We start from the raw sequence: 22,645 nt of genomic DNA, 5'->3' as shown, positions 1-22,645 counted from the left end.
ATAAATGCTATCTGCTGAAACTCTGCGTCGAACCTTATTTATCTTGACGCCTTGGCTATCAAGAATCGCCTCACTGATCGTGGTGGTGATTCTTGTTGGCTTGATGCCTGACATTGCAGGCATCGACCCAAGCCAATCCATCCTGCGTGCGAGAGCGGGGCAACAACACCTGCTTACGCCTGAAGCTTTAGCGGCGGTACGTGCTGATCTTCAGCTTGACCGTTCGGCAAGCGAGCGCCTGATCGACTGGGTAGGAAGTGCCTTTTCGGGTGACTTAGGTAAGTCATGGATCGATGGATCTTCGGTTGCATTAGGCATTCAAAAGACAGCGTCTACGTCTTTGTTTCTGATGTCTAGCGCATTGGTGATGACTTTCGTACTGTGCGGTGCAGGCTTACTGGCTACCTTGCGCAGTTGGAAGAAGGGCAAACTAGGGCAGAGTTACAGCAGTTTAAGCACCGTATTAATATCCTTGCCAGAGTACGTGGTGGCCTCGGTATTAATACTGGTGTTCTCTATCTGGTTAGGTTGGCTACCACCGTATGGTTGGCAAGGCTGGCAAGACATTTGGCTACCGAGCTTAGCGCTCGCACTGCCTGCTAGCGGCCTGTTTAGTCGCCTACTCAGAGACAGTTTACAACGCGTTCTTAATGAACCTTGGGTGATCACGTGGCTCAGTGCCAACGTTCACTCCAATCAAATTATTCGCTTTGCGCTGAAAAGAGCGCTGAGCAGCCTGATCCCACAGATCGCGATGATCGTGATCGGTTTGACTGGTGGCGCGGTCGCGGTTGAGCTTATCTTCTCGATTCCGGGTATCGGACGCATGATTCTTGGTGCTGCTAAGGCGCAAGATCTACCTATGCTGCAAGGCGGCTTATTAGTATTGCTGCTGTTTTCGATTGCCGTGAGCAGCATGAGCTTGTTTGTTCAGCAGTTGATTCTTGGTCACAGCCTGAAAAGCGGTAAGCTCATCAGTAGTCACTCTTCGTTTCGTTTTACGCAGAGCCGAGCTAAACGTGTTACTGCTTTTGCGATCTTCTCGTTCCTAATTACTATCGTAGTTTGGGCAGCATTTCGTGACCCATATACCAGTCAATTTACTCGCTTAGCGGATCCAAGTTGGCAAGCTCCATTGGGTGCGGATGGCATTGGTCGAGATCTGTTAGCGAGAATCGGTTCAGGTATGGTTTCGACCTTCCAAGCCGGTATGTTGGCGACGTTTTTGAGTTTGGTGACAGGCATTATCATGGGTTTCAATACCCGCTTTTGCCAAGGTCTTATCGAGATAACTAAGGGTATCCCTTACATTATTGCAGGCTTGCTGGTTGCGGGCTTAACGGGTATGAATCCGAACAGCGCATTAATCGCGATAGTATTGGTATCTTGGGCGCCATTGGCGGCTCACTGTTCGAGTTTAATTGTGGAAGCTAAGGCTCAACCTTATACGCACCTCGCGCCATTGTGGGGTACCAGCAAGCTGAGAATCTTCCGCTTCTACTTACTTCCTTATGTATTGCCACCGCTACTAAGACACGCAATGTTGAGGCTGCCAGTAATCACATTGAGCCTAACATCACTAAGCTTCATTGGCTTGGGAGCTAAACCGCCGACACCTGAATGGGGTTTGATGATCGCAGAGAACCTACCTTACATCGAGCGTGCACCATTGGCTGTGATGGGGCCAATCGTTGGGTTGATTCTATTAGGCGCGGCCATCAACATGATGTTTGATGATTAACGAAAAAGAACAGGCAGCTTAAGTTTTCGACGTACTATTCGATTGAGTGTTCGATTTGCTTTTTATGTTGTAACCTTAGGCCTGTTTTTTAGAAGCGTTTTTAAAGCTCAATAGACCCTAGTTAAGTGTAAAGGATTCAACATGTATCTCGTTTTGTATTGCCACAATATTGGTATGACCGACTTTTCTTTCTTTGAGACGGAAGATTTCGACAAAGAAGATGGCTATATCGTGCGCGGTAAATGGCCGAATGAGAAAGCCTTTCGTGATTACTTAACCAAAGAGTTTGGTGACATGAGCGAGTTCCAAGTGATTGACCTAATCGCCAAAGGTGCAGAAGCAGAACACTACTCGCCAGAAGAGTTGATGCGCTTGTCTCAATAACATTCAACTCAATAATATATATCAAGCCGAATAAAGAAATGGCAGCCTGATTGGGCTGCCATTTTTCGTTTTAAGCTAGAGTTCGTCGCTCGCAATGAGAGTGGATCTATTGCGCGACTTCGTCAACCAGGTACAAGATTGATTGATATGGAATACCACTGTGATGTGACAAACCGATCTCACAAGTTCGGCTGTTACTGAATCCACGAGTACAGTTGCTCGGTACTTGCTCTTTGAGTGGGTGTACAGCAGCTTCATTCAGCTCTGGCGTAGTAAAGCCTTTATCACCCGCCCAACCACAACATTGAATATGCTCAGGAACAATCACCTCTTCAGTACACGCTTTAGCAAGGTTCAGCATTGCGCCTTCCAAACCCATTCGACGAGAGCTACACGTCACATGCAGCATCACGGTTTCTTGCAGTGGCTCAAGTGTCAGGTGTTCAAGCAAATATTGGTTCACAAACCCTGTTGGTTCTAGCACCTCTAATGGCTTGGTGAACTGCTCAATACTGCGTTTGGCGCACGGACTGGTATCCATCAGTACGGGGTATTCACCCTGACGACTCGCTTGCCACAACACTTCTTCTAACTGTTGAGCTTTAGATTGAGCGAGGTTGGTCATGCCTTTGCTGTCGTAAGGCATACCACAACATTGGTCATCGAGCTTCTTCGGAAGAATTACCTCGAATCCCGCCTTGTTGAGTAAAGACATGGTCACTTCAGTAAGAGGACGTTGATCTCCCGCATCGCTCTGTTGCCCCATGGTTCGACTGGCACATGAAGGAAGGTAAACCACTTTCTTCGCGTTGTTCGATTTTTCGGCTGTTATTGGTGAAGCTGTGAGCAAGTGGCTGTTGGATTGCGGCATTTCTGGCATCCAAACGGGTGTCGCGCCTTTAGTCATTGAGCGTAGGCCGTTGGTTAGCTTGCCGACGGTATTTGCGCCTAGTACTTTGCTCGCCACTTGGTTGGTTTTGAGGCCAGCCTTGGTCAGCTTGGTGGTGGTCGAGAAGTGATCTGCTGTCCACTTAGCAATTGGAGTGAACTTTTCATATTTAGCGATACGAAGCTTCTTCACTAAATCGCCAGTGTTGATGCCTACAGGGCAACGCTCGGCACACAGGCCTGTTGCGGCGCAGGTATCAATACCTTGGTATTCAAACGTCTTCTCTAGCTCGCTTGCTTCTATCTCTTCTCCTGCCGCACGACGGCGTTGTAGCTCGCGATATAAAACAATACGTTGGCGAGGTGATAGAGTCAGCGTACGAGATGGACACACAGGCTCACAGAATCCACATTCGATACAGCGGTCGACAAGGTCATCAGCTGCAGGCATCGGCTTTAGGTCTGTGATGTGGGAATTTGGATTGTCGTTGATGATAACGCCGGGGTTGAGTAGCCTTTCTGGATCGAACAGTGCTTTGATCTGTTGCATTAAGGCATAGCCATCTTTGCCCCATTCCAATTCTACATAAGGTGCCATGTTACGGCCCGTACCGTGTTCCGCTTTCAAAGAGCCTTGGTATTTCACAGCGACTAGCTCGGCAACGTCATCCATGAATCCGCCGTAACGGTCGATCTCTTCTTGGCTATCGAAGCCTTGGGTAAACACAAAGTGCAGGTTGCCTTCGAGGGCGTGACCAAAAATGATCGCTTCGCTGTAGTCGTATTTGTCGAACAACTCTTGCAGCTCTCGAATACCATTAGCGAGGTTTTCGACAGGGAAAGCCACGTCTTCAATGATAACGGTCGTACCGACTTCACGCACTGCGCCAACTGCTGGGAACATGCCTTTTCGAATGCCCCACAGAGTCGCGACTGTCTTTGGATCGGAAGTGAAAGGCACCGATTCAACAATCGTGTATTCAGTCAATGCGTCCAAAATTGATTTACATTGTAAATCTAAGTCCTGCTGGGAGCTGGCGTGTGATTCAACCAAAATAGCCGCGGCTTCTAGAGCCAAGCTTGGCATAAATGCAGGCATACCCGGTTTATCAGCCACTGAACGCAGTGCTCTGCCATCCATCAATTCAACGGCAGCAACGGGTGTTTTTGATAGCGTAGTAACGGCTTTACTTGCTTGTTCGATGTCGGCAAACACCAACAGGGCCGAAGCTTTGTTTGGGTGTTCGATAACCGTGTTGTAGGTGATCTCTGCGATGAAGCCTAGCGTGCCTTCTGAGCCAATCATCAGGTGTTTGATGATCTCAATTGGGTCGTGGTAATCGACCAATGCATTAAGCGCGTAGCCAGTGGTATTTTTGAGGCGGTACTTGTGGCGGATTCTGTCTGCCAGTTCTTGATTCGAGCTAGTCTGTCTGTGTAAATCAACAATACCTTCAAATAGCGCTTTGTGTGATTGCTTGAACGCCTCGACGCTGGCGTTATCTGCTGTATCAAGTAGGGAACCATCACTCAATACGATTTTCATGCTCTCGACGGTGCGATAAGAGTTTTGCGCAGTACCACAACACATGCCACTGGCGTTATTCGCCGCTATACCACCGATTTTACAAGTATTGATTGAAGCTGGATCTGGGCCGATTTTACGTTGGAAAGGGGCAAGGTATTTGTTGGCATCTGCGCCAATCACACCGGGCTGAAGAATGATCTGATTGCCGTTATCGACAATCTCGTGGCCTCGCCAGTCGTCGGTTAGAGTGATGAGTACCGAGTCTGAAACGGCTTGCCCTGAAAGACTAGTGCCCGCGGCGCGAAAGGTAAAATGAATGCCCAGCTCGCGACAGCTTTGAATGGTGAATATGACTTCGTCTAAGTTTTTGAGCCTTAGAACCATTTTCGGCACCAAGCGATAAAAACTCGCATCGGTGCCGTAAGCCAATCGCTTTGCCTCTTGCGTGACAATGCGTTCCGTTTCTATTTTTTGAGCCAGTATCGCTTCAAGCTGCTGATAAGCTTGTGCGTCTATTACTCGCTCATGAGATGTGTTTGTCTCCATCTTTGCTTCCTTGTGCTTCTTATTTGGCACTGATTTGTTTTTAAACGGTGTCACAACGGCAGTGGAATTGCTGTGACACCGATTGAACTTCAGTCGAAGTAGACCAAAGCATTAGTTTGAATCTAAATCAGAATCGTGGCGTCTTAATCTAGCCCTACCAATGATTCACGGGTTAAGTCTTTGATTGTCTTTGCGCCCGTCAGTGTCATGGCTACGCGCATCTCTTTGTCGTACAGATTAAGTAGGTTCTCAACGCCTGCTTGTCCTTGTGCTGCTAATGCGTAGACGAAAGAACGGCCAAGTAGGGTGCAGTCTGCGCCCATCGCCATCATACGAACTACATCTAAGCCAGTACGAATACCAGAATCGACCAGAATCTTCGTGTCGCCTTTTACTGCATCTGCAATTGCAGGTAATGCTTTAGCACTTGATAGAACGCCATCAAGCTGACGACCACCGTGGTTTGAAACTACGATACCGTCTGCGCCAAATCTCACGGCGTCTTTTGCATCTTCTTCATCAAGAATGCCTTTGATGACCATCGGGCCGTCCCAGAAGTCACGGATCCACTCTAAGTCTTTCCATGAAATCGACGGGTCAAAGTTGTCACCCAACCAACCGATGTAGTCTTCCAGTTTGGTTGGAGAGCCGCGGTAAGTAGAGATATTGCCAAGGTCATGCGGTTTACCTAACAGGCCAACATCAACGGCCCAGCTAGGATGACGCATAGATTGAAATACGCGGCGTATTGCTGCATTTGGGCCACTCATTCCTGAGTGCATGTCACGGTAGCGAGCGCCGGGTACAGGCATGTCTACCGTAAAGACCAGTGTTGTCACGCCAGCTGCTTTTGCACGTTCCAATACGTTCTTCATGAAGCCGCGATCTTTTAACACGTAAAGCTGGAACCACATTGGGCGTTCAATCTTAGGTGCGACTTCTTCGATTGGGCATACCGATACGGTCGACATCGTAAAAGGGATGCCCTTGTTGTCGGCTGCTTTTGCTGCTTGGACTTCGCCACGTCGTGCGTACATACCCGTTAGGCCAACCGGAGCTAATGCAATCGGCATCGCCAGCTTTTCGCCGAACAATTCGGTTTCTAAATTTAGGTCCGACATGTCATTAAGTACACGCTGCTTGAGCGCGATCTCTGCAAGATCGGCCGTGTTGCGGCGTAGGGTATGTTCTCCGTAAGAACCGCCGTCAATGTAGTGAAAAAGAAACGGTGGTAATTTTGCTTTTGCTGCGGCGCGGTAATCAGTCGATGCGGATATGATCATAATTTCAGTCCTAAATTCTTGGGATGTTGCCCTTCTGTGAGAGCTTGGCTTGGGCTGCTTGTTATTCTTAATAAAGTGGCGTTAATACCCGAGGGTGTTGATGTGTTTTAGTATCCATTCCGAAACTCATCAACTGTCTTATTAGACGGTGTTGCAGTCGGGGAATTGAGTATTAACGCCAAGTGCTTTTGTAACGACTTATGGTTTACATAAGTGCGTCTGTCATTTTGAAGCCGTAGATAACCACTAGGCCGATGATTCCTGTCATTACTAAGTAGTAGAACGTTGGGATGATAGTCTTACGTAGTGTTGCGCCTTCGCGTCCTAACAAGCCTACGGTCGCCGATGCGGCTACCACGTTGTGAATCGCAATCATGTTACCTGCTGCTGCACCAACGGCTTGCAGAGCAACAACCACAGCACTAGAGATAGACAGAGTTTGTGCTACTTCGAATTGGAACTGGCTAAACATCATGTTTGAAACGGTGTTAGAACCCGCAATGAAAGCACCTAACGCACCGACCGTGGCGCTTAACGCTGGGAATGCGCCGCCGACTAGGTCTGCTGCAAAGTTTGCAGTTGTTACCGGCATACTGGCTAAATCAGCGCCGTTCACGCCAGAGTTAATGAAGATACGAACCATTGGGATGGTGAACACCAACACAAACCCAGCGCCTATAAGAGTCTTGCTCGATTCACCAAAGGCTTTAGCCAGTGGAGTTGTGCTGCGTGATTGCATTAGAACAGCAACCAGTGCCACGAATACCAAGATACCGCCAGGTAGATACAGAGGCTGAATCGCTGTACTTACGCCTGTTTCGCCAAGGATGTTGCTGAATGAAAGGCTAACGCTCTTAAGTAGGCCTTTGAACTCAGGGCTCACACGGCTAGCAACTAGAGTGACAGCGAGCAGCACGTAAGGTGCCCATGCCATCGCCATGCTCATCTTTTTATGATCTTTGTTGTCGTCTAAATCGATCTTCAAAGAACCTAGCCATTCTGCTGGCCATTTATCTTCGCTTTCAAAATCCCATTTTGATTTAGGTACTAGGAAGCCACGTTTTGCTGCCGTTACAACAATTGCAAGGCCAACCAAACCACCAATTAGTGATGGGAATTCAGCGCCAAGGAAAACACCTGTTAATGCGTAAGGAATGGTGAAAGCGGCACCTGCGAACAGTGCGAACGGTAGGATATCAAGACCTTCAGTCCAGCTCTTGTTCTTACCGAAGAAGCGAGTCAGCATCATCGCCATCAATACAGGAATCATCACACCAACGCAGGCGTGGATGATCGCTACACTTGACGTAATTTGCTGTAGATAAGCGTCCCATGTTGAACCATTTGCAATCAGGCTTTCACCAATGTTGTGCGTATCCAAACCTTTGTTTACGCCAACAATGATAGGTGTACCAACCGCGCCGAATGATACTGGCGTAGATTGAATCATCATACCCATCAGTACCGCGGCTAATGCTGGGAAGCCGATGGCAACCAACAATGGAGCGGCGATTGCAGCGGGTGTACCGAAGCCAGATGCACCTTCAATGAATGAACCAAAACACCAAGCGATGATGATCGCTTGTACACGACGGTCTGCTGATATGTCAGTAAAGCCGTTACGGATGGTGGTGATAGCTCCGGTGTGTTTCAAAGTGTTTAATAAGAAGATGGCGCCAAACACAATCCAGAGAACCGACACGGTTATGCCGAAGCCTTGGAATACTGAAGCTAACACGCGAGTGCTAGACATATCCCAAGCAAATAGGGCGATAGCAACGGTTAATGCAAATGCCACTGGCATCGCTTTTTTTGCTGGCCAGTTAAGGCCAACCAGCAGAATCGCTGCAACAACTATTGGCGAAAAGGCCAATAGAGCTAGTAGGGTTTCACTCATGGGTACTTCCTCGTACTTGTTTTCAAACGTTCATGTTTGAAGTGAATAACACGTTATTAGTTTTGTAGGTGTAATCTGAATCTCGAGGATTCAGTTGTTGTAATTAGAGTCGCTTTATTTGTAATCGATGTGATTGCAAAAGCTGTTTTTGTAATTGTTTTGTTAATTTGGCGTGAATTTACCCCTTTATTTTTTATTGATATAGGGAAATAATGAAAATAATTAATTCCAAAATTGGCATAATCAGATGCGAGCAGACGATTTGATCCTGTTTTCACAGGTCGTAGAATTGGGCAGTTTTAGTAAGGTTGCAGAGCAAAATAACCTTACAAATTCGGTAGTTAGTAAAAGAATTGCACGTTTGGAAGAAGAGATTGGCGTGCAATTATTGTATCGAACCACGCGTAAATTGACGCTTACCGAGGCAGGTAAGGCAATGCTACATAGCGCCAAAAATGTGAAGCAGGCGGCTCAAGAGGCTATGGACGCAGTTTCAGGCTTTGGTGAAAATGTTAGTGGTCATATCAAAATGTCAGTGCCTACTATCTCGGGGGATTTGATTCTTGCAGACGCTGTTGCCGAGTTTTGTAATATGCACCCAGGTTTAACGGTCGATATGTCTCTAAACAATCGCTTTGTCGATTTGGTTGAGGATGGTCTCGACTTGGTCATTCGAACCGGTTATTTGGAAGATTCCAGTTTAATTGCTCGTCATATCCTTGATTCGCAATGGGTGGTGTGTGCTTCTCCATCTTATATCGCCAAAAACGGTAAGCCGATGCAGCCCAAAGATTTGGTGGATCACAACTGCCTGCAATACGCTTATCAAACAACGGGCGCTAGTGAGTGGCAATTTCTACATAGTAAAGATGGCTTTACTGATAACGACAAATACATAGTGCGTGTTTCAGGCTCTTTTTCTACCGATAACGCGACAGCACTGCGTAAAGCCGCGTTGGGCGGTCATGGTGTTGCGTACGTGCCGCGTTGTCTGGTGTATCACGATATTAGAAATGGGCAGTTGGTGGATATCTTTCCAGATTTAGTTGGCAAGAAGCTCGGTATCTATGCGGTGTACCCCTTTACGCGCCAGCCACCGAACAAGATTAAGTTATTGATTGAACACATCAGAACACGTTACCTGACGATTTCACATTATTTTTAATAAGGATCACGATGAGCTATTTAAAAGAGTATCAATATCCAATCACCAACAAACAGATCGTCAGCGATGACTATTTTAGCCAGATAATCGAAGACCCGTATCGTTGGTTAGAAGACGACAGAAGTGATGAAACCGCCCAATGGGTGGAGAGTCAAAATGAAATCACGTTCGATTACCTTGCTCAAATTCCGTATCGCGCTGAACTGCGAGAAAGGCTGGCGAAAGCGCAAGACTATAAAAAGAGCTCGCAGCCGTTTGTACGAGGAGATTACACCTACTTCTATAAGAACGATGGCTTGCAGAATCACAGTATTCTCTATCGTCAGAAAGAAGGTCAGCCGATGGAAGTATTCCTAGATCCGAACACTTTCTCGGAAGATGGCACTACATCTCTGGGTTCGGTGTCGTTTTCTAAAGATTACAGCCTAGTGGCGTACAGCATTTCAGAGGGTGGTAGTGACTGGCGTAAGATCTTTGTGATTGATACCGAGACTAAAAAGCAGCTTGAAGCCGAAATCACAGACGCTAAATTTACCGGTATTTCTTGGTTGGGTAATCGTGGCTTTTATTACTCTAGCTACGATAAACCAGACGGTAGTCAGCTTTCAGCTCGTACTGATCAACATAAGCTGTATTTTCATGAATTGGGTACCGAGCAAGCCAGCGACAAAGTGATTTTTGGTGAAAATAGTACTGAGCGACATCGCTATGTTTCGGGTTACACCACCGAAGACGACCGCTATTTGATCATTCTAGGGCAAGAGTCGACGTCGGGAAATCGCCTGTTCTATATCGATTTAAACTCACAGGAACAATCACTGAACACGTTGATTGATCATGTTGATAGCGACACTTATCTCATCGATAACCAAGATGAGACCTTCATTCTATACACCAATCTTGATGCGCCTAATGGCAAGGTGGTGAGCTTTGATACTCGCGATGGGAAATGGCTCGAAATCATCCCTGAAAAGCCACAGCCATTGGATATCAGCACGGGTGGTGGCTACTTGTTTGCTCACTACATGGTGGATGTGGTGTCTAAGATTGAGCAGCTAGATTACCAAGGCAATCTAGTTCGTGAAATTCATTTGCCTGGGCTGGGAACGGCCAGTGGCTTAGGTGGAAAAAACGAGCAAACTCAGCTTTATTACACCTTTACCAACTATGTAACGCCTCCAACGATTTTCTCTTTCGATGTCGAATCTGGAAGCTCTGAAATCTACCAACGTTCTGAGTCTCCGTTTGAGTCGGATCAATTTGAGTCTAAACAAGTCTTCTATACCTCGAAGGATGGCACCAAGGTTCCGATGCTTATCTCTTATAAGAAGGGATTGGTGTTAGATGGCAATAATCCAACCATGTTGTACGCCTATGGCGGCTTTAACGTGAGCCTAACGCCTTCTTTCTCGGGTACGGTGGGCAGTTGGTTGGAATTGGGAGGTGTGTATGCAGTGCCGAACTTACGTGGTGGTGGCGAATACGGCAAGGTGTGGCACAAAGCTGGCACTCAGCAGCAAAAGCAGAATGTGTTTGACGACTTCATTGCCGCAGCCGAGTTCTTAATCGCAGAAAAGTACACCAGCCGCGACAAGCTGGCGATTCGCGGCGGTTCTAACGGTGGTTTGCTGGTGGGTGCTTGTATGACACAAAGGCCTGAGCTTTTCCAAGTGGCTCTGCCTGCTGTTGGGGTGCTAGATATGCTGCGTTACCACACCTTCACGTCTGGTGAAGGCTGGGCGTACGACTACGGTACATCAGCGCAAAACAAAGAGATGTTTGAATACTTGCTTGGTTACTCACCCGTTCACAATGTAGTACATGGCACAGACTATCCAGCGACTCTGGTGACGACCGCAGATCACGACGACCGCGTAGTACCAGCGCACTCTTATAAGTTTATTGCTGAATTGCAAGATAAGCATAAAGGCAGTGCGCCCGTCATGATTCGTATTGATGTCAATGCAGGCCATGGTTCCGGAATGCCGCTGAGTAAAGCGATCGATCTCACTACTGATATTTATGCATTTACTCTGTTCAATATGGGAATAGAGTCCATAGATTCACTTTAGCGAATACTTGATCTTAGATAATTAGGTATTTGACTCAGACCAAAAGCCCTCAAAATCTACCTTAGATTTTGAAGGCTTTCATATATATGAAAATCAATCAAAATTGCACCCTGTTCTTATCTCTTTACCACACCCTTTTTCGTGATAGTGGCCACCATTACTGATGAAATGAAAGCGATTTCAAGCTGTATTATTGCGAATTTCTACGTCTATCTACCTGATTGTAAATAGATAACTATATCTGGTGATAACTCTAAAAGTTTCATGGCATTTGGGCTGATTTATCAGTGTGAACAGCAACTAACTTTTCAACGCTTTCATTGCTTAATATTTCCCTGTCCGATGAAAACTCAAAAAAATAATAGGGAAATAAAATGCAAAAATTTAAGCTTTTGCCAATAACAGTCGCAGTGGCGGCATCGCTTGCTTCACTCTCTTCTTTTGCTGCTGATACTGATATCGAAGCATTAGAAAAACGAATTCAAGAGTTAGAATCTAAGGTTGTAGAAATTGATTATGTGAACGATCAACAGCCAGCAGTTTTGACTCCAGACACGAAAGTGCCAGAAGGGATTGTATTCTCTGGTTACGCTCGTTACGGCGCACATTACTCGGATGGAGACAATCGCTATGTTGAAGTTGGTAGCTCAGGCCGCTCTCTTGGTCGTTTAGGTAACGAAGCCAACGGCGGTGAGTTTCAATTAGGAAAAATTTTCCAAGCAGATAGCGGTGCGAAGTGGGACGTAGTGCTCATGCTTGATGATTGGAACAACGATCAGTGGGGTTCTTCTGGCGGCGTAAACTTGAAGAAAATGTACGCTGGTGTCACTAATTTCGTTGAGAGCCAACCTGAGCTATACGCATGGGCTGGTCGTGATTTCCATCAGCGTCCACAACAAGGTTTGAACGATTACTTCTGGATGTCTCACGATGGTCAAGGTGCGGGCTTTAACAACTTAAACCTTGGTGGCATTAAGCTAGACATGGGTTTTGTTGGTGCGGTTGATAGCGAAGACGGTGCTCTAGGTAATGATTCAGGCCGTTATGGTATTACGTCGAAACTTCACGGCATCAATGCTGGTATTGGCAACCTAGATTTGTATGCTAACTATGGTTTCGCGTCTGAAGAAGCCGATACTATCGGGAATAAAGTAAGCGATGAAAATGCATGGCAAATCGGTGCAACTCTTGGCTTAGGTGATTCCAACAAGTTAGTTGCTAAATACGCTGACGGTGCTGATAACTCAGTATTTGAGTTAGCGGGCGATAAGCAAGTTATCTATGTAAGTTTAGAAGGTAACTACGCAACGAGCGATCAATTCATTATTGATTACCTTATATCGTACAAAGATATCTCTGGTGACGATGCAACAGAGCAGAGCGAATACGCTGGTATAGTTCGTCCACAGTATCAATGGGATGACACGCATTCTACATGGTTAGAAGCGGGCTACGCGATGGAAGATCGTGATGATGGTTCTGAGAAAAACGGTTGGAAAGTCACGCTATCTCAAAACGTATCACTTGGTGGTCTACCTTGGAGTCGTCCAATGCTACGTTTCTACACAACAGTGGGTGATGTGGAGACTAAAGGCACAACTGAAACGGTTACTGCAGATACACTTGCATTCGGTGCAATGTTTGAAGCTTGGTGGTAATCACAAGCTAGAAACAGCAGCTCTTTGAATTAGGCATATTTTCAAAGAGCGATGCTTTCAAATATCCATGCTTATTAAGAGCATACGTTGAAATACCTATGCTTTTAAAGAGTAAGTAATACTGTCCATTTTAGCCCTAAAGGCAGATTGATTAGGGCACGTTTCAATTAACTCCATTCTTGGGCACATTTTTGTGCCCTTTTTTTTCGCCACTAGCTCAAGGAATAACTATGAGACTTTCTTCCATTGTGTCTCGAGTTTATCTGGGTTTTTTTGTACTGATCGCAATTATGTTAGCCTCTGCGTGGCTAAGTATCAGTAGCAATAAGAACATCACAACTCGAATTGAAAATATCACACAGCAAGCCACTCCACTAATGCTTCAATCGTCGGCACTTACTATTGGATTCTTGGACATTAATCGCAGCTCGATTCCCTATTTATCCGCCAATTACATTGATGAACTCGAGCCATTAAAGCAAACCATTTTGAATAATATCAACCTGTATCAGCAGCAATTAAATTGGTTTGAAGGCAAGGACGCAGCCGGTTCACCAATTGAATCCATGCTCAATAAAATTAATGAAACGGGAGAGTCTACGTTCGAGAAGATCGAACAAGTTTTGAATCTCTATGTATCGTATTTGGATGGCAAAGACCTTGGCTCGATGAAACAAGAGCAATTCCAGTCTGTCGTGGGGCAGCTTAATAACAGCTTAGTGAATCAATTAGCGAGTGCGGATTCGGAGAACACGCAAAAAGCAGTCGAAGCCTTGTTGGTGCAATTGAGTTTGATTGCCGCAGAAGCAAATGAGGCCTTTTCGCTGCAAACCTCATCTGAGGTTCGTAGTATCGAACGCCGTCTGCACAGTCGTAAAGAACGATTTGAAGAAGCGATCACTGACCTAGAGGCATTAAATCCAGTTTTGATGCGACGTAGCAAACAGTCTTTGTCGTTACTCGCTTTGCATGCCTTTTCTGAGCAAGGCTCAGTTGCAACCCACATGGAGACTGTAAAAAGACATGAGGTTATCGCGCAACAAAGAGTGGATATAGAACAGCTAATTGACGTTCAGTTAGCTCATTTCGATGAGCTTTCTATGTACGCGGAAAACACCGCGACACGTTTATATCAAGAGTCGATAGATTCGTCTAATCAGGCGCTTTTGATGCAATTCATCATCTCGGCATCATCGGTTTTCGTTGCTATGTTGATCGGGTTGAACATTGCCAAAGGGATCCGTAAGCCAAGTAAACTTGTGCAAAGTGCTTTAGACCAAGTCGCCAATAAGGATCTGAGCTCTAGGGTTGAGTATCGATCAAGCAATGAATTTGGTTCAGTCAGTGACAAAGTTAATTTGGTGATTAGCCATCTAGCTCAAATGATTGAGAACATGCGTAATTCGTCGATGCATTTACAGCAAGCTTCCTTGGAGAACCAAAGCACTAGTCGTTCACTGCGTGAAGCGATGCAAGACCAGACCAATCAAACTGTGATGGTGGCAACTGCGATGGAGCAAATTGAGTGTTCTGTAACGGAAATAACCCAAGCGGCCAATCAAACTTTAACCCTAGTGACCGAAGCGGTGTCCAGTTCAAGTGATGGTCAAAAGACCATGGATAAAAGCGTTGAGATGATGAGTGGTTTAGAAAGTCAACTGGCTGAATCGACAGTGACTATTGCTCAGCTGGAAAAAGAGAGTGCTAGCATTGGTTCGATTCTCGATGTGATATCGGGGATATCAGAGCAAACGAATCTATTGGCACTTAACGCGGCCATTGAAGCGGCACGAGCAGGAGAGCAAGGAAGAGGCTTTTCTGTGGTTGCCGATGAAGTTCGAGTATTGGCTGCGAAAACCAACGCATCGACTCAAGAGATTCACCATAAAATTGAACAACTGCAAACCAGTTCTAAGCTAGCCGTTGAACAAATCAATCAATGTGTGGTGGGTATGGTTCAATGCGTAGCACAAACTGGGGAGGTCAACCACTCAATCTCTAAGGTGTTTGGTCTTCTCAATGAAGTCGAACAAAGAAGCCATCAGATCGCTACCGCGACCACAGAACATCAGGTTGTGGCTTCTCAAGTCACGCAAAATATCAGTCAGATACATATGTTGGCAGAAGAGAACTCCGAGCGATCTCAGGTACTTTTCTCACATGGCCAACAGCTTGAAGTGATGTCTCAAGAGCAATTCTCGTTAACGCAGGAATTTAAGTTAGCGGAGCATCCAAGTCACAAGGATTAGTCACAACATCGAGTTTATCGGAGATTTCGCGCCCAGCCTTATGCTGGGCTTTTTGTCTCTGGGTACGTGAATTACAGAAGGAGTGAAATGTTCTCATACAATTTCGTATTGCCCTTGAAACAATAAGGTCAATTTTGTTCCGTATATTACCGTCTGCTGTGGGGGCTGCACCAAATAGTGCTTTCAAAAAAAGGGGGACCTAGACGGATTTTTTGAGTTTACGCATTAATAATAGAACAGCGTTCTTATTGCTTTAGCCATAATCTCATGAAACAGTTTCATGGTATGAAGGGAATATGTAAGCGCTTTCATGATTTCCATAACTGGCCTTTTTAGCGCCGGGTTTAGTGTGATGACACTCACTTCAACTAAAACGTATTTTCTTAATAATCGTTTTGTAAGCGGTTACAAGCTAATGAAGTATCGAGGTTCGAGTGGCGACAATTAAACACGTATCAGAACATGCAGGTGTGTCTCAGGCGACAGTGTCTAGAGTTATTAATGGCACCAGTAGAGTCAGTCATGACAAGAAGCTAAAGGTTGAAAAAGCGATCAAAGAGTTGGGGTATCGTCCGAACTCCATCGCTCAAGCCTTGGCTTCAAGTCGTACAGGTAGTGTTGGTGTTGTTGTTCCAGAACTTGGCGGTTCGTTCTATTCAGGCATTTTGCATTGTATAGAAGAGAACTTACGCCGCTTTGGTTACCACGCTGTCGTCACGGCGGGTTCTAACACTGAGCAAGGGCAGCGCGAGTCTGTAGAGTTTTTATTGGGGCGTCGAGTTGATGCTTTGATTCTTCATACTCAACTGCTGAGTGATGACTATTTAATTGAATTGGAAGAACAGGGGACCCCTGTGGTTTTGATTAACCGCTTCATCCCAGAAATGGCGATGAGTTGCATAGACATTGATAACGAAGTCGGGGGGCTACTCGCTACTCAATATCTTTTGCAAAAGGGACATACAGATATCGCGTGTATTACCGGGCCTTTAGATAAAGCAGATGCTAGGGGGCGTTTGCAAGGTTATCGAAAGGCTTTGGAAGAAGCGGGTGTGCCATACGATGAAGCTTTGGTCTCAGAGGCGGGGTTTACCGAAGAGACTGGTATCAGCGCTATGAAGAAGTTGATCAACCGCAAGTGTCGGTTCACGGCCGTATTTGCTTCAAACGATCACATGGCATTTGGCGCATTCGAAGTCTTACATCAGGAGGGATTGTCTGTTCCGAAGGACGTCTCACTGGTGGGCTTTGATAACACCATCTTCGCGCGTTATCTGACCCCTAGTTTGACCACCATTAACTTCCCCATTGAAGAGATGAGCATTGAAGCAGTGCAGCTCACTCTACAAAAGCTAAAAAAAATAAAACATGACGTGAACTTTAAATTGCTGCCGACGTTGGTCACTAGAAACTCGGTATTGGATTTACCAGTTACCCTATAAAAACATTAAGGATAGAACATGAAATTTAAGACCTTAGCGCTTTCATGCGCGGTTGCTTTAGGATTAGGTACAACAGCTGTGAATGCCGCTGACAAAGAAATTCGTTTTGACGGTTTCCCTGATTTTGATAGCAGCCTAAAGGTATTGCTGCCTGATTTCGAAAAGGAAACGGGTATCAAAGTCGATTACCTAATGAATAACCATGGTGACCACCACACTAAGTTAACCACAAACTTAGCAACCGGCTCTGGAGCGGGTGACGTGATCGTAGTGGATGTAGAAAAAATCGGTCCATTCGTTGGCTCTGGCGGCCTAGTTAACCTGTCTGAAAACTACGGTGCAGATAAGTACGAAGAACGATTCGCACCTTACGCATGGGCACAAGGCAAAGGCGCTGATGGCAACATGTACGGCATTCCGGTCGACCTTGGCCCTGGTGTGATGTACTACCGCACTGACGTATTTGAAAAAGCGGGTATTGATGTAGAAGAAGCAATCAAAGATTGGGATTCATACATTGCTGCTGGTGAAAAGCTGAAAGAGCAAAATGTACAACTGATTGCTTCAGCGGCTGATGTAGCACAAGCGATTATCTTCACGACCGTTCCTGAAGGTGAAGGTCTTTACTTCGATAAAGATGGCAACCCAGTTGTGACATCAGAACGTTTCGTTCACGCTTTTGAAGTAGCGAAAGAGATTCGCGACAAAGGCTTAGACGGTCGTATTCTGGCTTGGTCTAACGAATGGTACGAAGGCTTCCGCAACGGCACGTTTGCAACTCAACTTTCTGGCGCTTGGCTTCTTGGTCACCTAAATAACTGGATTGCTCCTGAAACTAAAGGTAAGTGGGCAGTAGAAAACCTACCTGATGGCATCTACGGCAGCTGGGGTGGTTCATTCCTTTCTATTCCAACGCAATCAGAGAATCCTGATGAAGCGTGGGCTCTTATTAAATACATGACGACTGAGCGTGAAGTTCAGCTTAAGCACTTCGAAACGATTGCTGCTTTCCCGGCGAACGTAACGACATATGACGATGAATTGTTCCAAGAAGAAGTGGAGTTCCTAGGCGGACAAAAAGCTCGTCTTATCTTTGCTGAAGTCGCACAGAATATTAAGCCAGTATCTCCAGCGCAAGGCGATCACGTTGCACGTTCTATTATTTTAGAGAACGCATTGATGGAAGTACTTGATGAAGGTAAAGACATCGAAACAGCGCTTAAAGAGGCTGAGCGTCTAATCAAACGTCGTACCCGTAATCTTTAATTTGTTCTTTTTTTAAGTAAGTGAGGAAGCGTGGATAACGCGCTTCCTTTTCTAAGAGGTCGTTACTATGAATCATACAGCGAGCACAACGATAGAACCTTCGGAGCAAAGCTTTTTTTCTCGCCTAAATTTGAAAGCGCTTTCACCGTATGGATTTCTTCTGCCGTTTCTGATCATTTTTTCTGTATTTGGGATCTTCCCGCTGTTGTTCTCTGTTTATCTGTCGTTCCACGAGTGGAACCCGGTAAGAGGCATGGATGCGATGGAGTTCGTTGGTTTTGAGAACTATCACATTGCATTGACTGACCCATGGTTATGGCGTTCGTTGAAGAACACATTGTGGCTAGCGGTTACGTCAGGTGTGGCTCAACACTTGGTTGCAATTCCAGTGGCTTACATGCTGGTTTCAATGGGTGACCGTATGCGTCACTGGCTAACATCGGCGTACTTTCTTCCGTTCATTACATCAACGGTCGCAGCGTCACTGATTTTCTTCAACATGTACTCTCCTAACTCAGGAATAATCAACCAAACGCTAATGGCTCTCGCAGATAGCACACTGTTTGGCTGGGCATTCGCTTGGGTTAACGATTTCCAACCAATCCGCTGGCTAGACGATGCCACTATGGTGAAACCGTCAATCGCAATCATGGTGTTTTGGAAATACACAGGTTTTAACATTGTTCTGTACACCACAGGTTTGATGACGATTCCGAAAGACATTTTAGAAGCAGCTCGTATGGATGGCGCTAATGCTTTCCGCCGCTTCTGGAATATCTCACTGCCTATGATTCGTCCGTTTATCTTCTTCGCTATCACAATGACCATCATCGGCAACTTGCAGATGTTTGAAGAACCGTTCGTTTTAACACGTGGTACGGGTGGTACAGGTCAATCTGGTTTAACCATTTCGATGTACCTCTACAAAGTGGGTTGGGAATGGTTAGAAATGGGTACAGCGTCAGCAATCTCTTGGCTGCTATTCGCTCTCATCGCAACGTGTACCTTGGTTCAATTTATATTCTTCGGTAAGAAAGGCTTAGGGGAACATTAATATGTCGACATCGATTAAGACAAATACCTCACCACTAAGTGGCCTAATGCCAAGCGAACGCAGCATGTACATCATGACTAAGATCTTGATGGTTATGCTCGGCATATTACTGGTTGTTTCAGCGATTATTACGGTATTCCCGTTCGTGTGGTCAGCCTTGCTTTCAACACGTGATCGTTCAGAAATTTTTGGCTCGGGCATCAGTTTTGCCATTGGCGATAGCTTAGCGGTTAACTACGCAAAGCTGCTGGAAATCATGCCGTTTTGGAAGGCGATGTTTAACTCTATTTACGTGGCCTTCCTAGGCACAACTATCTCTCTGCTGTTCTGTAGCATGGGTGGTTACGCGTTTGCAGTGTTTAAGTTCCGCGGAAAAAACGTGCTGTTTGGCATGTTGGTTGGCTCGATGGCGATTCCGCCGGTGCTTAGCTTGATCCCTTACTTCATGATCGTGAAATTCTTAGGCTTGTTGGATAACCACATGGCGGTATGGCTACCGTTCACCACCACACCATTTGGTATCTTCCTCATGCGTCAGCACGTGATTGCATCGATTCCAAAAGAGCTACTTGAAGCGGCGAAACTGGATGGCGCTGGTGAGTTTAGAACGTACTGGAGCGTGGTACTGCCACTGATGAAGCCTGCACTCGCAACATTGGCTATCGTTCAGTTCGTTTTCTTCTGGAACATGTTTATGCAGCCTCTCGTGGTGCTCAACAACCCAGATAACTATGTTATTACGCAAGCACTTCGAAGTGTTCAAGGTATTCCGAATACGCCATGGGGCGCGGTAATGCTAGGCACCACAATTTCTATTTTACCGCTCGTGATTACTTACTTGTTCGCATCAAAACAGATGATCAGTGGGTTAACGTCCGGCGCAGTTAAAGGTTAGGTTTAAGGGTTATAACAATGAATAAATTTCAACTTCCAAGTGATTCAAAGTTACGCAGTAAGGAATTTGTATTCGGTGTCGCGACATCTTCATACCAAATTGAAGGCGGCGTAGCAGAGGGCGGTCGCACACCGTCTATCTGGGACACGTTCTGCAAAAAGCCGGGTAAGGTTGATAACGGAGACAATGGTGACGTGGCGTGTGATCACTACCATTTGTGGAAACAAGATATCGAGATGATTCAAGGCTTAGGTGTTGATGCATACCGTCTCTCTATTGCATGGCCGCGCATCCTGCCGCAAGACGGTGTAGTGAATCAGCAAGGTCTAGAGTTTTACGAGCAAATTATTGATGAGTGCCATGCTCGTGGAATGAAGGTGTATGTGACGCTGTATCACTGGGATCTTCCGCAATACCTTGAAGATAAGGGTGGCTGGCTAAACCGAGAAACGTCTTACAAATTCGCAGAATACGCAGAAGCCGTAAGTGACTATTTTGGTAACAAAATTGACGTTTACACTACGCTGAACGAACCGTTTGTCTCTGCATTCCTTGGTTACCGCTGGGGCGAACACGCGCCAGGTATCAAGGGTGAAAAAGAGGGCTACTTAGCGTCTCACCATCTAATGTTGGCACATGGTCTGGCAATGCCGATTCTTAGAAAGAATGCACCTCACGCTAAGCATGGTGTGGTATTCAATGCGACACCAGCTTACCCATTAACGCCGCAAGACCAAGGTGCTGCGGATTATTGTGAAGCGGAAAACTTTCACTGGTTTATTGACCCAGTATTGAAAGGTGAATACCCACAGTTAGTGGTTGAACGCCAAGCGATGAACATGCCGATGATTTTAGAAGGCGATCTCGACATCATCAGTGCACCAGTGGATTACATCGGTATCAACTACTACACACGCAACGTCGCTCGTTTCAATGAAAACGGTGATATTGAGTCTGTAAAACAAACCGATGCTGAGCACACCTATATTGGTTGGGAAATCAACCCGCAAGGTTTAACCGATTTATTGATAAGACTGGATGATCGTTACGAAAATATGCCGCCTATCTACATCACAGAGAACGGCGCAGCAGGTAACGACGAATGTGTTAACGGACAAGTGATGGATGAGCAACGAGTTCGTTATTTCCAAGGTCATATCGAAGCGGTGCATAACGCAGTAGAAGCGGGCGTGCGAGTCGATGGTTACTTCGCCTGGAGCCTAATGGACAACTTTGAATGGGCGTTCGGCTACTGCCAACGTTTCGGCATTATCCACGTTGATTACCAAACCCAAAAAAGAACATTAAAACAGAGTGCTATCGCATACCAAAATATGCTTCTAGAGCGCGCTGAGGAGAACAAGTAATGGCTAAAGTTGAATTTAAGAACATCAAAAAATCATTTGGCGACGTTGAAGTTGTAAAAGAGTTTGATTTTACGGTTGAAGACGGTGAATTCGTTGTTTTCCTTGGCCCATCTGGCTGTGGTAAATCGACTACGCTACGTATGCTTGCTGGCCTAGAGAGCATCAGCTCTGGCGACATCGTCGTTGGCGGTAAGCTGATGAATAAAGTCGACGCGAAAGATCGTGACTTAGCGATGGTATTCCAAAGCTACGCGCTTTACCCACACATGACGGTTTATGAGAACATCGCCTTTGCACTAAAACTGAAAGGCATGCCGAAAGCAGAAATCGACGTAGAAGTACTGAAAGCAGCAAAAATGCTTGAACTTGATCCGTTACTGAGCCGTAAGCCGAAAGAGCTTTCTGGTGGTCAACGTCAGCGTGTTGCGATGGGCCGTGCGATGGTTCGTACGCCTAAGGTTTTCTTGTTTGATGAGCCGTTATCTAACCTTGATGCAAAACTGCGTGGCGTGATGCGTGAAGAGATCAAACACCTACATCGTGAACTAAAAACCACAACGATCTACGTAACCCATGATCAGATCGAAGCAATGACGCTGGCCGATCGCATCGTGATTCTAAAAGATGGTTATGTGGCACAAGTCGGTACGCCAACTGAGGTGTTCCAACGCCCTGCTAACAAGTTTGTCGCGCAATTCATTGGTAACCCATCAATGAATATGCTGGAAGCGAAATTGACTGAAACAGAAGGTGAGTACTTCGTAGAACTTGGCGATGTAAAAATTCCACTGCCTGAGCGATTCAAATCTTTGGCGTCGAAAAACCTAGCGCTGCATTTTGGTGTTCGTCCAACAGACATTCACCTACGTGCTGAGCAAGTGGACCACGATCGCGTACTGCCATTCCCTGTGAAAATAAAAGACAAGGAATTACTGGGCGCAAGCATTCTTCTGAAAACAGAAATCGGCGGTCAACCGTTAATGGTTGAAACTCAAGCGGCTGAAGTAGACGTGAAAGAACTGACACTTTACTTGGACTTGGATGCATTCCACCTGTTTGACGCGCTAAGCGAAAACTCGCTAGCGAGCTAGTTCGTTAAATAAAGCGAGTTCGAGACAACAGATTCAAATGGTTCAGTCAGCCATCGAGCTGATATCAACCAACTTACGACAAATTGTTTGGCCCTTCCTGATTTGGGAGGGGCTGGGGA

Annotated in this window: 15 protein-coding genes; 12 read left to right on the top strand and 3 right to left on the bottom strand. The window is 46.0% G+C overall.

Annotated features, from left to right (window positions below; translation table 11 throughout):
* Positions 1 to 4 precede the first annotated feature (4 nt).
* Entirely contained in the window at positions 5 to 1,741 is a 1,737-nt protein-coding gene (locus tag SJY39_RS14615) for an ABC transporter permease subunit (RefSeq protein ID WP_016793162.1), read from the top strand.
* Between the two features lie 141 nt (positions 1,742 to 1,882).
* Complete coding sequence (locus tag SJY39_RS14610; protein WP_016785493.1) at positions 1,883 to 2,125, top strand: hypothetical protein; 243 nt, start codon at positions 1,883 to 1,885, stop codon at positions 2,123 to 2,125.
* A gap of 106 nt (positions 2,126 to 2,231) precedes the next feature.
* On the opposite strand, the gene SJY39_RS14605 is transcribed toward SJY39_RS14610, so the two are convergent.
* The 3 genes from SJY39_RS14605 to SJY39_RS14595 all read right to left on the bottom strand — a co-directional run bounded on the left by SJY39_RS14605 (position 2,232) and on the right by SJY39_RS14595 (position 8,267).
* Positions 2,232 to 5,087 (bottom strand): FAD-binding and (Fe-S)-binding domain-containing protein, encoded by a 2,856-nt coding sequence (locus SJY39_RS14605; protein ID WP_016793163.1) that lies wholly within the window; start codon positions 5,085 to 5,087, stop codon positions 2,232 to 2,234.
* Between the two features lie 143 nt (positions 5,088 to 5,230).
* Positions 5,231 to 6,370, bottom strand: a complete 1,140-nt coding sequence (lldD, locus tag SJY39_RS14600; protein WP_016793164.1) for an FMN-dependent L-lactate dehydrogenase LldD — start codon at positions 6,368 to 6,370, stop codon at positions 5,231 to 5,233.
* 205 nt (positions 6,371 to 6,575) lie between these two features.
* Complete coding sequence (locus SJY39_RS14595; RefSeq protein WP_010432612.1) at positions 6,576 to 8,267, bottom strand: L-lactate permease; 1,692 nt, start codon at positions 8,265 to 8,267, stop codon at positions 6,576 to 6,578.
* 247 nt (positions 8,268 to 8,514) lie between these two features.
* On the opposite strand from SJY39_RS14595, the gene SJY39_RS14590 reads away from it, so the two are divergent.
* From SJY39_RS14590 to SJY39_RS14545, 10 genes are all read left to right on the top strand, one after another.
* On the top strand, positions 8,515 to 9,432 hold the full coding sequence (locus SJY39_RS14590; RefSeq protein WP_016766934.1) for a LysR family transcriptional regulator: 918 nt from the start codon (positions 8,515 to 8,517) through the stop codon (positions 9,430 to 9,432).
* An 11-nt stretch (positions 9,433 to 9,443) separates the two neighbouring features.
* The gene (locus SJY39_RS14585) at positions 9,444 to 11,504 is read left to right on the top strand and encodes a prolyl oligopeptidase family protein (RefSeq protein WP_016793165.1); all 2,061 of its coding nucleotides are present in this window, start codon (positions 9,444 to 9,446) and stop codon (positions 11,502 to 11,504) included.
* Between the two features lie 374 nt (positions 11,505 to 11,878).
* Positions 11,879 to 13,162 (top strand): carbohydrate porin, encoded by a 1,284-nt coding sequence (locus SJY39_RS14580; protein WP_010432626.1) that lies wholly within the window; start codon positions 11,879 to 11,881, stop codon positions 13,160 to 13,162.
* A 230-nt stretch (positions 13,163 to 13,392) separates the two neighbouring features.
* Positions 13,393 to 15,411 carry a methyl-accepting chemotaxis protein gene (locus SJY39_RS14575; RefSeq protein WP_016793166.1) on the top strand — a complete coding sequence of 673 codons (2,019 nt, stop codon included), beginning with the start codon at positions 13,393 to 13,395 and terminating at the stop codon, positions 15,409 to 15,411.
* A gap of 434 nt (positions 15,412 to 15,845) precedes the next feature.
* Positions 15,846 to 16,853, top strand: a complete 1,008-nt coding sequence (locus tag SJY39_RS14570; protein WP_010432632.1) for a LacI family DNA-binding transcriptional regulator — start codon at positions 15,846 to 15,848, stop codon at positions 16,851 to 16,853.
* A gap of 18 nt (positions 16,854 to 16,871) precedes the next feature.
* The gene (locus SJY39_RS14565; protein WP_010432635.1) at positions 16,872 to 18,119 is read left to right on the top strand and encodes an ABC transporter substrate-binding protein; all 1,248 of its coding nucleotides are present in this window, start codon (positions 16,872 to 16,874) and stop codon (positions 18,117 to 18,119) included.
* A 67-nt stretch (positions 18,120 to 18,186) separates the two neighbouring features.
* The gene (locus SJY39_RS14560) at positions 18,187 to 19,173 is read left to right on the top strand and encodes a carbohydrate ABC transporter permease (protein ID WP_010432637.1); all 987 of its coding nucleotides are present in this window, start codon (positions 18,187 to 18,189) and stop codon (positions 19,171 to 19,173) included.
* Between the two features lie 46 nt (positions 19,174 to 19,219).
* Complete coding sequence (locus SJY39_RS14555) at positions 19,220 to 20,068, top strand: carbohydrate ABC transporter permease (protein ID WP_016766938.1); 849 nt, start codon at positions 19,220 to 19,222, stop codon at positions 20,066 to 20,068.
* Between the two features lie 17 nt (positions 20,069 to 20,085).
* On the top strand, positions 20,086 to 21,435 hold the full coding sequence (locus SJY39_RS14550) for a GH1 family beta-glucosidase (RefSeq protein WP_016787530.1): 1,350 nt from the start codon (positions 20,086 to 20,088) through the stop codon (positions 21,433 to 21,435).
* Positions 21,435 to 22,526, top strand: a complete 1,092-nt coding sequence (locus SJY39_RS14545; protein WP_010432646.1) for an ABC transporter ATP-binding protein — start codon at positions 21,435 to 21,437, stop codon at positions 22,524 to 22,526. The genes SJY39_RS14550 and SJY39_RS14545 overlap by 1 nt, the downstream gene beginning before the upstream one ends.
* Positions 22,527 to 22,645: the final 119 nt, after the last annotated feature.

It is taken from the genome of Vibrio sp. R78045, from assembly GCF_042466085.1.
In the GTDB taxonomy this organism is placed as follows: domain Bacteria; phylum Pseudomonadota; class Gammaproteobacteria; order Enterobacterales; family Vibrionaceae; genus Vibrio; species Vibrio cyclitrophicus.
Note: the sequence above shows the minus strand (reverse complement) of the source record. Positions and strands in the feature narration are given on the sequence as shown.

What these genes read in the sequence shown, in the direction of transcription:
- SJY39_RS14615 (WP_016793162.1), top strand. Translation starts at nt 5, where the DNA reads ATGCTATCTGCTGAAACTCTGCGTCGAACCTTATTTATCTTGACGCCT.
- SJY39_RS14610 (WP_016785493.1), top strand. Translation starts at nt 1,883, where the DNA reads ATGTATCTCGTTTTGTATTGCCACAATATTGGTATGACCGACTTTTCT.
- SJY39_RS14605 (WP_016793163.1), bottom strand. Translation starts at nt 5,087, where the DNA reads ATGGAGACAAACACATCTCATGAGCGAGTAATAGACGCACAAGCTTAT.
- lldD (WP_016793164.1), bottom strand. Translation starts at nt 6,370, where the DNA reads ATGATCATATCCGCATCGACTGATTACCGCGCCGCAGCAAAAGCAAAA.
- SJY39_RS14595 (WP_010432612.1), bottom strand. Translation starts at nt 8,267, where the DNA reads ATGAGTGAAACCCTACTAGCTCTATTGGCCTTTTCGCCAATAGTTGTT.
- SJY39_RS14590 (WP_016766934.1), top strand. Translation starts at nt 8,515, where the DNA reads ATGCGAGCAGACGATTTGATCCTGTTTTCACAGGTCGTAGAATTGGGC.
- SJY39_RS14585 (WP_016793165.1), top strand. Translation starts at nt 9,444, where the DNA reads ATGAGCTATTTAAAAGAGTATCAATATCCAATCACCAACAAACAGATC.
- SJY39_RS14580 (WP_010432626.1), top strand. Translation starts at nt 11,879, where the DNA reads ATGCAAAAATTTAAGCTTTTGCCAATAACAGTCGCAGTGGCGGCATCG.
- SJY39_RS14575 (WP_016793166.1), top strand. Translation starts at nt 13,393, where the DNA reads ATGAGACTTTCTTCCATTGTGTCTCGAGTTTATCTGGGTTTTTTTGTA.
- SJY39_RS14565 (WP_010432635.1), top strand. Translation starts at nt 16,872, where the DNA reads ATGAAATTTAAGACCTTAGCGCTTTCATGCGCGGTTGCTTTAGGATTA.
- SJY39_RS14560 (WP_010432637.1), top strand. Translation starts at nt 18,187, where the DNA reads ATGAATCATACAGCGAGCACAACGATAGAACCTTCGGAGCAAAGCTTT.
- SJY39_RS14555 (WP_016766938.1), top strand. Translation starts at nt 19,220, where the DNA reads ATGCCAAGCGAACGCAGCATGTACATCATGACTAAGATCTTGATGGTT.
- SJY39_RS14550 (WP_016787530.1), top strand. Translation starts at nt 20,086, where the DNA reads ATGAATAAATTTCAACTTCCAAGTGATTCAAAGTTACGCAGTAAGGAA.
- SJY39_RS14545 (WP_010432646.1), top strand. Translation starts at nt 21,435, where the DNA reads ATGGCTAAAGTTGAATTTAAGAACATCAAAAAATCATTTGGCGACGTT.